At 36.5% G+C, this 12,179-nt stretch carries 9 protein-coding genes and 1 riboswitch; all 9 genes read left to right on the top strand.

The features are described 5' to 3' along the window. The first annotated feature begins 645 nt into the window (after positions 1-645). The 9 genes from BGI23_RS18160 (at position 646) to BGI23_RS18120 (ending at position 12,035) form a co-directional block, all read left to right on the top strand. Positions 646-2,316: a ribonuclease J gene (locus BGI23_RS18160; RefSeq protein WP_000823085.1), complete on the top strand. Its 1,671-nt coding sequence runs from the start codon at positions 646-648 to the stop codon at positions 2,314-2,316. Between the two features lie 102 nt (positions 2,317-2,418). Continuing rightward, positions 2,419-3,168, top strand: coding sequence for a translocation-enhancing protein TepA (tepA, locus tag BGI23_RS18155; RefSeq protein ID WP_000139814.1), 750 nt, complete (start codon positions 2,419-2,421; stop codon positions 3,166-3,168). Then, positions 3,165-3,368, top strand: coding sequence for a YlzJ-like family protein (locus tag BGI23_RS18150; RefSeq protein WP_000605027.1), 204 nt, complete (start codon positions 3,165-3,167; stop codon positions 3,366-3,368). The genes tepA and BGI23_RS18150 overlap by 4 nt, the downstream gene beginning before the upstream one ends. A 211-nt stretch (positions 3,369-3,579) precedes the next feature. Next, positions 3,580-5,961 carry a DNA translocase FtsK gene (locus tag BGI23_RS18145; protein WP_001118775.1) on the top strand — a complete coding sequence of 794 codons (2,382 nt, stop codon included), beginning with the start codon at positions 3,580-3,582 and terminating at the stop codon, positions 5,959-5,961. Between the two features lie 203 nt (positions 5,962-6,164). Continuing rightward, positions 6,165-6,266, top strand: a riboswitch (purine riboswitch). A 233-nt stretch (positions 6,267-6,499) separates the two neighbouring features. Continuing rightward, positions 6,500-7,225, top strand: a complete 726-nt coding sequence (locus BGI23_RS18140) for a GntR family transcriptional regulator (RefSeq protein WP_000114176.1) — start codon at positions 6,500-6,502, stop codon at positions 7,223-7,225. 90 nt (positions 7,226-7,315) lie between these two features. Continuing rightward, a complete protein-coding gene (locus BGI23_RS18135) occupies positions 7,316-8,383 on the top strand; it encodes a BMP family lipoprotein (RefSeq protein ID WP_000730591.1) in 1,068 nt (355 codons plus the stop codon). A gap of 108 nt (positions 8,384-8,491) precedes the next feature. Further along, a complete protein-coding gene (locus BGI23_RS18130; protein ID WP_000456919.1) occupies positions 8,492-10,024 on the top strand; it encodes an ABC transporter ATP-binding protein in 1,533 nt (510 codons plus the stop codon). Beyond that, on the top strand, positions 10,017-11,075 hold the full coding sequence (locus BGI23_RS18125) for an ABC transporter permease (RefSeq protein ID WP_001074499.1): 1,059 nt from the start codon (positions 10,017-10,019) through the stop codon (positions 11,073-11,075). The genes BGI23_RS18130 and BGI23_RS18125 overlap by 8 nt, the downstream gene beginning before the upstream one ends. Beyond that, the gene (locus BGI23_RS18120) at positions 11,076-12,035 is read left to right on the top strand and encodes an ABC transporter permease (RefSeq protein WP_000008842.1); all 960 of its coding nucleotides are present in this window, start codon (positions 11,076-11,078) and stop codon (positions 12,033-12,035) included. Positions 12,036-12,179: the final 144 nt, after the last annotated feature.

Raw genomic sequence — 12,179 nt, 5'->3', positions numbered from 1 at the left:
GCAACATGTAAAAGAAAATAATCGTAACTCTTTAAAGGAATTAAAAAGTCATAGTTATTTATAGAATGAACGCTTATATAAACGTAATAAAGTACCAATTCTATTTTTGAGAGTAATTACTTCAAATATGACGTAATTCATAAAAAAACTCCATTTTATAAGTTTTTTTGTTCAATTCTAGAAAAATAAGTCTTGAAAATCTATATTATGAAATAAATTTAGAGTATTTATAGCTATTTCTTCAAAACGATATGGGGTACGAAATCGGAGTAAATATAAAGGACATCAGTTCGATAAGTTTGTTGGGAATGCGTTCTTTTCCTTTTTCTTTCGCACGATTTAACTTGTGTTCTATTTCTTGTATCAGGTATAATATGGCTAAGTAGCTTAGTACGGGTATGCTTAGCAAAATTGGTAAAAATTATAATTTGATTACATTTTCATATCATATCGAATAAGATATTTGATTTATATAATGAAAGAGAGGTGAAACCTGGTTTAAAAAATAAACAAGGACATGATATCGCATAACGGTAAGGACATTCGTCTTGGACGGTGAATATATGGTGGTTGTAGAGTTTCCCCTGGTGTCTCTGCAATTTTAGTGAAATCAGTGTTTGAAAGATTTTTAAACCAGGCAACAACATGAAGAGAAAAGAGAATGAGTCTGTTAAAGTATTTGCTCTTGGTGGAGTAGGTGAAATCGGGAAAAACATGTACTGTGTTGAAATTGATTCTGAAATCTTTATTGTAGATGCAGGGTTAATGTTCCCGGGAGATGAAATGTTTGGAATTGATATCGTTATTCCTGATATTACATATTTAGTAGAAAACCAAGAGCGAGTAAAAGGTTTATTTATTACTCACGGTCATGAAGATCATATTGGTGGCATTGTTTACGTACTTCGTAAATTATCAATTCCAGTGTATGCAACGAAATTAACGGTAGGACTTATACAAGAAAAACTTGGCGAAGCGGGTATGTTAGGCCGTGTAGATTTAAAAACAATCGATTCAAATTCAACAGTAGAGTTTAATACTACAACGGTGTCATTCTTTGGAACGACACATAGTATTCCAGATTCTGTTGGTGTTTGTTTCCATACATCAAAAGGTGCGATCGTATATACGGGAGACTTTAAATTTGATCAAACTCCAATTGGAAATAGTGGAGCAGACCTTGGGAAAATGGCTCAAATCGGAAATGAAGGCGTTCTATGCTTATTATCTGATAGTACAAATGCTGAGCGTCCAGGCTATACAGGTTCTGAAAAAGAAGTTGGTGTAGAAATTTCTAAAGTGTTCTACGGCGCAGAAGGACGTATTATCGTTGCTTCATTTGCATCGAATGTACATCGTATTCAACAAGTATTTGATGCAGCTGCTGAAACAGGACGAAAAGTAGCGGTTGTAGGACGTAGTATGGTGAAAGTGGTAGATATCGCAAGACGTCTTGGTTATTTAGATGTTCCAGAAGGTATGGTTATTTCACTACAAGAAGTAGACAATTTCCCAGAGAAAAAGGTAGCTATTTTAACGACAGGTAGCCAAGGTGAACCGATGGCAGCCCTTTCTAGAATGGCAAAGCAAGCTCATAAACAAATTTCAATTCGTAAAGGTGATACGGTTATTATCGCGGCATCTCCAATTCCAGGTAATGAAATATCTGTATCGAAAATTATTGATTTGTTATTTAGAGCGGGAGCTGAAGTTGTTTATTACGGTGAAAGAAAAGTTCACGTTTCCGGTCATGGGAGCCAAGAAGAATTAAAATTAATGTTAAATTTAATGAAACCGAAATATTTTGTACCCGTACATGGTGAGTTCCGTATGCAAAAAGCACATGCATACTTAGCTGAAGATGTAGGTATTGCAAGAGAAAATATCTTTATTGTAGAAAAAGGCGATGTAATTGGTTTTGGTGACGATGAAGCGAACTTAGTTGGCAAAGTGCAAGCTGGCAATGTGTTAATTGATGGATTAGGTGTAGGTGACGTTGGTAATATCGTTCTTCGAGATAGAAAAATGTTATCTCAAGATGGAATATTAGTAGTTGTTGTAACACTGGGTAAAGATGAAAAGAAAATTATCTCTGGTCCAGAAATCATTTCACGTGGATTTGTATATGTACGTGAATCAGAAGCGTTAATTGACCGTTCTACAGAGATTGTACGTATGATTGTTGAGCAATCAATTAAAGAATATTCAATTGAATGGTCTATGTTAAAACAAAATATTCGTGAATTATTAGGACAGTTCTTGTACGAAGAGACGAAGAGAAAACCTATGATTTTACCGATTATTATGGAAGTATAAAAAAGATCACCTTTACGGGTGATTTTTTTCTTTTTTCACTCTATCGAATGAAATTTATAACTTAAGAAATACTAATTATATACGAGTGAAAGGGGATGCGATATGACAGAACGTGATCGTTATACAAATGAAGAGAAAGAGGCTGAGCCGAAAGAAACCGGAAAAGAAGCTTCAATAGTGGAAAAAATTCAGCAGCTTGGACAAACGAATGTACCGCAAATGAATGAATCACGTATTCATTGTTTAACAATTGTTGGACAGGTGGAAGGTCATGTTCAGTTGCCACCGCAAAATAAAACAACGAAATATGAGCATATTATTCCGCAAATTGTTGCGATTGAACAAAATCCGAAAATTGAAGGCTTGCTTTTAGTGTTAAATACAGTTGGAGGTGACGTTGAAGCTGGGCTAGCAATTTCTGAGATGGTCGCTTCACTTTCAAAACCGACAGTATCTTTAGTTTTAGGCGGAGGGCATTCTATCGGTGTACCGATTGCCGTTTCTACAGACTATTCATTTATTGCAGAAACTGCGACGATGACAATTCATCCGATTCGTCTAACAGGTCTTGTTATAGGTGTGCCGCAAACATTTGAGTATTTAGATAAAATGCAAGAAAGAGTCATTCGCTTTGTGACGAAGCATTCGAAAGTAACGGAAGATCGTTTTAAAGAGCTTATGTTTGCGAAAGGGAATTTGACGCGAGATATTGGTACGAATGTAATTGGTGGAGATGCAGTGAAGTACGGTCTTATAGATGATGTCGGTGGTATCGGAAATGCGATTCGAAAATTAAACGAATTAATAGATGGTCGCGCGGATGATCATGCAGAAGGGACAATGTTACAATGATTTTATATACAATTATGCCAGAGCAACTCGTGTATCCAGCCGATTATTCGCAATGTGAAAGTCAAAAAGTCGTAAATATAAATGGTGTTGAATTAATGGTTTCAGAAGAAGAACATGGGTATTATTCTATTGTACGCGTGTTAAGTACGGATCCGCTTCACTACTTAGAGTTTGAGCCGGGACAGAAAATAACCTTTTAGCAAAAAGAAGGATTTTGTTTAGAAGCTATGGTATAATATAAAAAACAAGACGGTTGAGCAGCCATGAGAGGGCTGCTTTCTTCTGTTTATTTAACATTTTACAAGAAGTGTAAAAATAGAAGATATAAAGACCTGAAAAAATAGAGAAAACAAACATATAAGCAGAGTTTTTTAGGAATTTTTACTTATATGTAGATCACGAGGTGAAGAAATGGCAAAACAAAAGCAAAGAGGGACGAAGGCAAAGGCAAGACGTACGATAAAGCCAACTTTGTATTATGAAATCGTCGGTTTAACTCTTTTTGCACTTTCAATCATTACGATTTTACAGCTAGGCGTTGTAGGAAAATCGTTTGTGTTATTTTTTCGCTTCTTCTTTGGTGAGTGGTACATAATTGGTGTGTTAGGTGTAATAGCTTTATCCGTTTCATTCGTTATAAAACGTGGATGGCCGAACCTTTTAAATAAACGGCTAATCGGTTTTTATTTAATAGTATTGGCGATATTAATGTTTAGTCATATTACATTATTTAACCTTCTTACGAAAGATGGAGCAGTGCAAAATACTTCTGTTATTGTAAGTACGAAAGATAATTTCTTTCTTGAAATGAAAAAAGGGCCAGATAGCGTTCATTTAGGTGGTGGCATGTTTGGTGCACTTATGTTCGCCACTTGTTACTTCTTATTTGACGAAGTAGGAGCTTATATTATTGGTATTATTTTAGTTATTCTCGGTATACTTTGTATAACAAATAAGCATATTGGAGAAGTGTTAGCTCCAGTTGGTAGAATTCTTAGAAGTCAATTTCAAGTGATGCAAGGGGACTATAAAGATTGGAGAGCCAAAAGAACGGCTGAACAAACAGAAAAGAAAAAAACAACAAGAAGCACAAGGAGCAAACGTGCTGCAGAACATGAAGAAATTATTGAGCCGATGGAAGAAATCTCAATTGATCCTCCGATTATTTCGAATTTCACTGAGAATTATCCTGTAAATGAAGAAGAGGATAAACGAATTGAAGTAGAGGAAGAAGAGTTAATCACTTCACCGTTTATTGAAGAGGCTCCACCAGTTGAAGAGCCGAAGAAAAAGCGTGGAGAAAAAATCGTTGAATCGCTAGAGGGGGAAACACAAGCACCTCCTATGCAATTTTCAAATGTAGAAAATAAAGATTACAAGCTTCCTGCGCTTGATATATTGAAATTTCCAAAGAATAAGCAAGTTACAAATGAAAATGCGGAAATTTATGAGAATGCTCGTAAATTAGAACGTACTTTCCAAAGCTTTGGAGTGAAAGCGAAAGTAACAAAAGTACATAGAGGTCCTGCAGTCACAAAATATGAAGTGTATCCTGATATGGGAGTAAAGGTAAGCAAAATCGTCGGTTTAAGTGATGATTTAGCGCTTGCTTTAGCTGCAAAGGACATTCGTATTGAAGCTCCAATTCCCGGGAAATCAGCTGTAGGGATTGAAGTTCCGAACTCAGAAGTTTCTATGGTAACACTTAGGGAAGTTCTTGATTCTAAGGCTAATAATCATCCAGAAGAGAAGTTGCTGATTGGTCTTGGACGAGATATTACAGGTGAAGCTGTATTAGCCCGCTTAAATAAAATGCCCCATTTACTAGTGGCAGGTGCTACAGGTAGCGGGAAGAGTGTATGTATTAACGGTATTATTGTTAGTATTTTAATGCGTGCAAAACCACATGAAGTAAAATTAATGATGATTGATCCGAAAATGGTAGAGTTAAATGTATATAACGGTGTGCCTCATTTGTTAACACCAGTTGTAACGGATCCGAAAAAAGCATCACAGGCATTGAAAAAAGTTGTAAGTGAAATGGAGCGTCGTTATGAGTTATTTGCTCATAGTGGCACGCGAAATATTGAAGGATATAATGATTATATAAAAGAGCATAATAATCAATCAGAAGCGAAACAACCGGAATTACCTTATATTGTCGTAATTGTGGACGAGTTAGCAGATTTAATGATGGTTGCTTCGTCGGATGTAGAGGATGCGATTATGCGTCTAGCGCAAATGGCTCGTGCTGCCGGTATTCATTTAATTATTGCAACGCAACGTCCATCAGTTGATGTAATTACGGGAGTTATTAAAGCGAATATTCCATCACGTATTGCATTCGCTGTATCTTCTCAAACAGATTCTCGTACAATTCTTGACGGCGGTGGTGCAGAGAAACTGCTAGGTCGTGGGGATATGCTATTTATACCAATTGGTGCATCGAAGCCTGTACGTGTACAAGGTGCGTTTTTATCAGATGATGAAGTTGAGAGAGTTGTAGAATATGTTATTGGTCAGCAAAAAGCGCAATATCAAGAAGATATGATTCCGCAAGATGTTCCTGATACGAAGCAGGAAGTAGAAGATGAATTATATGATGAAGCAGTTCAGCTCGTAGTGGAAATGCAAACAGCCTCTGTTTCTATGTTGCAACGTAGGTTTAGAGTTGGTTATACCCGTGCTGCCCGATTAATTGATGCAATGGAAATGAATGGTGTAGTAGGACCGTATGAAGGTAGTAAACCACGAGAAGTGCTCATTAATGATGTACAAGAAAAAAGTTCATAAAAAAAGCCTAATTGTTTTTACAATTAGGCTTTTTTATATGCTGGTTTTGTTATATACTATATTCAGCGATAAAGAAAGGGCTTACATTTAAGGTGATTCTTTAGAATACGAATACTTTGGTGTGGTTTTTTGTGAACGTTCGATATTTAATGTAGAAAAATGTTAAATTTTGTTGACACGTATGGGAGCAAGTGGTAAGATTACTTCGAAAAGAATCACTGCCTCATATAATCTTGGAGATAAGGTCCATAAGTTTCTACCTGGCAACCATGAATTGCTAGACTATGAGGGGAAAAGTGTGTAACAAAGGATGTAAGAGATCTTTGTGCCGAACTTTTTCTCGCTATGAGGAATGTTTGTGGTGCAAAGTTTTTTTTATGCAGTAAAGAGTGAAAATTTCATCTTAAAAAATTATTAATATTTATTCGACAATTATGCCTGTTTTTAGTATTTAGCAATTTTTATTATGTTGTAAGTTGAAAAAAGAGAAAAGAAGTCTTACATCAGAGGTCGAATAATTGAAATGCGGGGGAGTCTTATGTCAGTAAAATCTGATAGTCGTCACCTATATTTACGGGTGATTGATCACATCAAAGAAAAAATTAAAGATGGGGCTTACAAAGAAAGACAAAAGTTACCATCAGAGTTTGATTTAGCGAAAGAACTTGGTGTAAGTAGAGCGACTTTAAGGGAAGCGCTGCGTATTTTAGAAGAAGAAAATGTTGTCATTCGCAGACATGGTGTAGGAACATTTGTAAATGCAAAGCCGTTATTTTCTTCTGGGATTGAGCAACTTTCTAGTATTACAGATATGATTTCTAGTGTGGGGAAAACACCAGGAACTATCTTTTTATCATCATCTACAACAAGTTTAACAGAAGAAGAAAAAGAGAAGTTTAATAGTGAAGATGGTTTTAATGCAGTGATGATTGAGCGTGTGCGTACAGCAGATGGGGAACCTGTTGTATATTGTATCGATAAACTTGCAAAAGAGATATTGCCAGATTTATCGGGATACAACGAAGAATCATTGCTTACAGTGATACATAACAATACGCACAAACGTATCACATACGCAGTTGCTCACATTGAGCCGATTGGCTATCATCCGAAAATCTCACCGATTTTGGAATGTGAACCAGAAACGGCACTGCTAGTGTTAAAACAAATGCACTATGATCAAAATGATGAGCCAATCTTATATTCTATCAATTACTTTAGAGCTGATAAGTTTAGCTTCCACGTATTAAGAAAACGTATGTAGGTGAGTTCCTTTTTAGGGAGGTGACAGCAAGAAGTTAGGGACAGCGGCGTATAAAAAAATAGACAAATCATTTCAGGAGGGGTTTCTAGTATGAAGAAAAAAACAGGTCTTTTATTATCATTAACATTAGCAGCAAGTGCGGTGTTAGGTGCATGTGGTAACTCGGATAAAGCGAGTAGCGACAAAAAAGAGTTTAAGGTTGGTATGGTTACAGATGTTGGGGGCGTTGATGACAAATCATTTAACCAATCAGCTTGGGAAGGTTTAACAAAGTTCGGTAAAGACAATGACTTAAAGAAAAATGAAGGATATCGTTATCTTCAATCTAGTAAAGATGCGGATTATATCCCGAATTTAACGAAATTTGCGAAAGATCATTATAACACAACATTTGGTATTGGTTACTTAATGGAAAAATCAATTGCAAAGGTAGCTGAACAATATCCAAAAGAGCAATTTGCGATTGTAGATACAGTTGTAGAGAAGCCAAACGTAACAAGTATTACATTTAAAGACCATGAAGGTTCATTCCTAGTTGGTGCTGTAGCAGCGATGACGACAAAATCAAATAAAGTTGGGTTTGTTGGTGGTGTAAAAAGCCCATTAATTACAAAATTTGAATCAGGCTTTAAAGCTGGTGCAAAAGCAGTAAATCCAAATATCGAAATCGTATCACAATATGCTGATGCATTTGATAAACCAGAAAAAGGCTCTGTATTAGCTTCAGCAATGTACGGTGGTGGAGTTGACGTAATTTATCATGCTTCAGGTGCAACTGGTAACGGTGTATTCACAGAAGCGAAAAACCGTAAGAAAAAAGGTGAAAACGTTTGGGTAATCGGTGTTGACCGTGACCAAAATCAAGAAGGTATGCCTGAAAACGTAACTTTAACATCAATGGTAAAACGTGTTGATATTGCAGTAGCAAAAGTAGCACAAGAAGCGAAAGATGGTAAATTAAAAGGCGGTAAAGTAGAAGAATTCGGATTAAAAGATGACGGTGTTGGTATTGCGAAATCTACTGACAATGTGAAAAAAGTAAATCCAGAAATCTTAACAAAAGTAGAAGAGCTTGAGAAGAAAATCACTGACGGTGAAATTAAAGTCCCTGCAACTGACGAAGAATATAAAACATATGAAGCTTCTCTAAAGAAATAATAATAGAGAAATAGCAAAGGTTAGTTCGTAGAACTAACCTTTGCATATATAAAAATACTTTTAATAGAGTGTAATTAGGGAGTGTTCCCTGCTAAAAGGAGGAACAAAATGGAATACGTAATTGAGATGAACAATATTACAAAAGTATTCCCAGGCATTGTAGCGAATGACGATATTACGCTGCAAGTAAAACAGGGAGAAATACATGCTTTACTTGGAGAAAATGGTGCAGGGAAATCCACATTGATGAATGTACTATTTGGTTTGTACCAACCAGAACAAGGTGAAATTAAAATTAAAGGAAAACCTGTAAAAATTACAAATCCGAATATAGCAAATGACCTTGGTATTGGGATGGTCCATCAGCATTTTATGCTTGTTCATAATTTTACAGTTACAGAGAATATTATTCTTGGAAATGAGCCGAAGAAAAACGGGAAAATTGCTGTTGAAGAAGCGGCAAAAGAAATTAAGCAATTATCTGAACAGTATGGTTTGGCTGTTGATCCACATGCGAAAATTGAAGATATTTCTGTTGGGATGCAGCAAAGGGTTGAAATATTAAAGACTCTTTATCGTGGTGCTGAGATTTTAATATTTGATGAGCCAACCGCGGTGTTAACTCCTCAAGAAATTCATGAGTTGATTCAAATTATGAAAAAGCTTGTGCAAGAGGGGAAATCTATCATCCTTATTACACATAAGTTAAAAGAAATTATGGAAGTTTGCGATCGTTGTACAATTATTCGTAAAGGTAAGGGGATTGGTACTGTTGATGTAGCGGAAACGGATGAGCATAAACTTGCAGAGTTAATGGTCGGACGTCAAGTGAATTTTAAAACAGAAAAAATAGAAGCTAAACCAATGGAAGAAGTACTATCTATTGCAAACCTAATTGTTCATGATACGCGCAAGTTACCTGCTGTAAAAGGCCTTGACTTAACTGTTCGTGCAGGAGAAATCGTTGGGATTGCAGGGATTGATGGAAATGGTCAAAGTGAATTAATAGAGGCGATTACTGGTTTACGAAAAGTTGAGTCAGGTTCTATTGCAATTAAAGGAAAAGAAATAACGAATTGGCCTGTTCGAAGAATAACAGAAGAGGGGATTGGTCATATTCCTGAAGACCGTCATAAACACGGACTTGTTCTCGATTTTTCTGTTCGGGACAATATTGTTTTACAAACATACTATAAAAATCCATTTTCAAAGAAAGGGATTTTAAATTTTAGTAAAATTACAGAAAAAGCGAAAGCACTTATTGAACAGTTTGATGTACGTACACCTAGTGAACAAACGTTAGCTCGTGCTCTATCTGGTGGAAACCAACAAAAGGCAATTATTGCACGTGAGGTAGATCGTAATCCAGATTTATTAATTGCAGCACAGCCGACACGTGGTTTAGATGTAGGTGCGATTGAATTTATTCATAAAAAATTAATTGAGCAGAGAGATAATGGTAAGGCAGTATTGCTTTTATCTTTAGAACTGGATGAAATTTTAAATGTAAGCGATCGAGTGGCTGTTATATATGAAGGGAAAATTGTAGCGATTGTCGATGCGAAAGAAACAAATGAACAACAGCTTGGATTATTAATGGCCGGCGGGACAGGGAAAGAGAAGGTGAACACAAATGGCTAAAAAATTTTTAACAGAACGAACAATTAATATTTTAGTACCTGTGTTATCCGTAGTTTTCGGTTTACTTGTTGGTGCCATTGTAATGTTAGTTAGTGGATATGATCCAATTGTTGGATATGCCGCGCTTTGGGAAGGGATGGTTGGCAATCCACAAGCTATCGGTGAGACGTTGCGTACGATGATTCCGCTTGTATTAGCTGGTCTTTCAGTAGCATTTGCATTTCGTACAGGTCTTTTCAATATTGGGGTGGAAGGACAGTTATTAGTTGGGTGGCTCGCTGCTGTTTGGTTTGGATATGCAGTGTCGTTACCAGCAATTTTGCATATTCCGTTATCTATTTTAGTGGCGGCAATTGTCGGCGGTTTATGGGGTTTTATACCTGGATATTTAAAAGGGAAACTTAAAGTAAATGAAGTAATTGTTACAATTATGATGAACTACATTGCACTTTATGTTACGTATGATCTTATTAAACGTTTTATCCACGAAGGTAATGAAAAATCTTATGACGTACAAGCAAGTGCTTCGTTAGCTTCTGATTGGTTATCTTCATTGACAGATGGATCTCGTTTACACTGGGGAATTGTTGTGGCTATTATCATTGCGATTGTAATGTGGTTCTTATTAGATAGAACAACGTTAGGATATGAATTAAAATCGGTTGGTTTTAACCAAAATGCCTCTCAATACGCAGGAATGAAAGTATCGCGTAATGTTGTATTATCAATGACAATTGCTGGTGCTTTTGCAGGAATTGGTGGAGCTATGGAAGGATTAGGGACATTCCAAAGTATGACAGCAATGTCTTCGTTTACTGGTATTGGATTTGATGGGATTGCGGTAGCACTTTTAGGCGGAAATAATCCATTTGGTATACTATTAGCGGCTTTACTGTTTGGTGGTTTGAAAAGTGCAGCACCACAAATGAATTTCGAAGCAGATGTACCTTCGGAGTTAATTAACGTTATTATTGCATGTATTATTTTCTTTGTAGCGTGCAGTTATGTTTTACGCTGGGCACTTACACGCATGAGCAAGGAGGGGAAATAAATGAGCTTTTTAGATATTTTAGCCATTCTTGTGACGGGTACGTTATATACGGCAGCGCCACTTATTTTTACGGCGTTAGGTGGAGTGTTCAGTGAACGTTCTGGAGTTGTAAATATAGCGTTAGAAGGTTTAATGTTATTTGGTGCATTTATTGGTATTGTTACAACGTTATTAATGGGTGATACGTGGGGATCGATGACTCCTTGGATTGCATTATTATTTGCAGCAATTGGTAGTGGATTGTTTGCACTTCTTCACGCAGTAGCATCCATTACATTCCGTGCAGATCAAGTAGTGAGCGGAGTAGCAATTAACTTCTTAGCACTTGGTTTAACAGTATTTGCGATTAAGAAAATCTTTGGCAAAGGACAAACTGATTTCATTCAATACCGCATTGAAAAAATCGATGTTCCGGGTCTTTCGGATATTCCGGTAATCGGAAAAATCTTTTTCTCTAATGTACCGTTAACATCATATATTGCTATTATTTTAGCGTTTGTCGTTTGGTATATCATTTATAAAACGCCGTTCGGTCTTCGTCTTCGTGCGGTTGGTGAGCATCCAATGGCAGCGGATACGATGGGGATTAACGTATATAAAATGCGTTATATTGCAGTTGCTATATCTGGAATGTTTGCAGGAGTTGGTGGAGCGGTCTTCGCTATGTCGATTTCTGGTAACTTCTCAGGTGCTACAATTACTGGACAAGGTTTCTTGGCGTTAGCAGCAATGATTTTCGGTAAATGGAATCCACTCGGTGCTCTTGGAGCGGCTCTGTTCTTCGGATTTGCTCAATCATTAGGAATAACAGGCGGTACAATTCCAGTACTAAAAGAAATTCCAAGTGTATTCTTAACGATATTGCCGTATGTATTCACAATATTAGCGCTTGTTGGTTTTGTAGGTCGTTCTGAAGCTCCGAAAGCATTAGGAACTCCTTATGAAAAAGGAAAACGATAAGTATAAAAAAAGCTCGCACATTAGTGCGGGCTTTTTTACATAGACTATATTTAATACGGAATTTTACTATGTTCCTTACATATTACAGTTTTTAGAAAGGGCCTAATGTAAGTATAGTGAGGAAGAAAAGTTGATTTTTTATTT

The organism is Bacillus sp. ABP14 (assembly GCF_001831375.1).
Lineage (GTDB): Bacteria > Bacillota > Bacilli > Bacillales > Bacillaceae_G > Bacillus_A > Bacillus_A paranthracis.
This window is presented reverse-complemented; position numbering and strand designations above follow the sequence as displayed.

Excerpts from the sequence above, each read along its gene's own strand:
- BGI23_RS18160 (WP_000823085.1), top strand. The coding sequence starts at position 646 with ATGAAGAGAAAAGAGAATGAGTCTGTTAAAGTATTTGCTCTTGGTGGA.
- tepA (WP_000139814.1), top strand. The coding sequence starts at position 2,419 with ATGACAGAACGTGATCGTTATACAAATGAAGAGAAAGAGGCTGAGCCG.
- BGI23_RS18150 (WP_000605027.1), top strand. The coding sequence starts at position 3,165 with ATGATTTTATATACAATTATGCCAGAGCAACTCGTGTATCCAGCCGAT.
- BGI23_RS18145 (WP_001118775.1), top strand. The coding sequence starts at position 3,580 with ATGGCAAAACAAAAGCAAAGAGGGACGAAGGCAAAGGCAAGACGTACG.
- BGI23_RS18140 (WP_000114176.1), top strand. The coding sequence starts at position 6,500 with ATGTCAGTAAAATCTGATAGTCGTCACCTATATTTACGGGTGATTGAT.
- BGI23_RS18135 (WP_000730591.1), top strand. The coding sequence starts at position 7,316 with ATGAAGAAAAAAACAGGTCTTTTATTATCATTAACATTAGCAGCAAGT.
- BGI23_RS18130 (WP_000456919.1), top strand. The coding sequence starts at position 8,492 with ATGGAATACGTAATTGAGATGAACAATATTACAAAAGTATTCCCAGGC.
- BGI23_RS18125 (WP_001074499.1), top strand. The coding sequence starts at position 10,017 with ATGGCTAAAAAATTTTTAACAGAACGAACAATTAATATTTTAGTACCT.
- BGI23_RS18120 (WP_000008842.1), top strand. The coding sequence starts at position 11,076 with ATGAGCTTTTTAGATATTTTAGCCATTCTTGTGACGGGTACGTTATAT.